1 protein-coding gene is annotated in these 700 nt (G+C 43.9%); it reads right to left on the reverse strand.

What is annotated here, in order from left to right; genetic code table 11:
• The coding region (locus LPKJCM_RS00300) for a transposase (RefSeq protein ID WP_165758539.1) at nucleotides 1–700 on the reverse strand (700 nt) is incomplete at both ends.

Below are 700 nucleotides of genomic sequence, written 5' to 3' on the forward strand. Positions count from 1 at the left end.
GGTTTCACGTAACTGATTCATCACAGCGTATGTTTGCTTGAGCTCGGGATCAATGCCTAATAAAGCATCAACCACATCAGTGGCAGTCGCCAGATACGAGAAGTTCGTCCATTTACGGAAGACCTCGTAGTTGAGGTGACTTGCCGGAGTTAATAATAATTTCCAGTAACGCTTTAAGGCACGATACTCGCATGAAGAAGTCGCCAGGGTTTTCATAAGCCGCACCCGCGTCTTATTAAAGGCGCGGTTTAAAGCATTAACTAGGTGGAAGGGATCAATGACGACAATGGCATTAGGGAAAATTCGACCAACCAATTTGGGATAGGTATAATTCATATCAGTCACAATAATTTTGACATTTTCCCGAGCAGCCTGATCATAATGCTGGAAGTACTTTTGAAGCTGATAGATGGTTCTAAAGGGCAATAGATCAATTAATTCGTGCGTTTCGGCGTCCATAAATTCAAAACTCATCGCGTCGGTGGCACTCTTAGTGCTTTTAACCTCATCCATGAGCAAAACTTTGGGCAAATAGTGCCAATTAGTTTTAAAGTCCCGTTCAGCGCGCAAGAGCTGCCGACCAACGAATGAATCTGAAGTGGATAATTCATTAGCAATGTGTTTGAGAGAAACGGGTTCGGTCAGTTTTTCTAAACATTGTTTCCGGGTCGTATTCGCAATTGTGCAGTGCGCCGGCACT

Origin of the sequence: Lentilactobacillus parakefiri (assembly GCF_002157585.1) — a bacterium.
GTDB lineage: Bacteria > Bacillota > Bacilli > Lactobacillales > Lactobacillaceae > Lentilactobacillus > Lentilactobacillus parakefiri.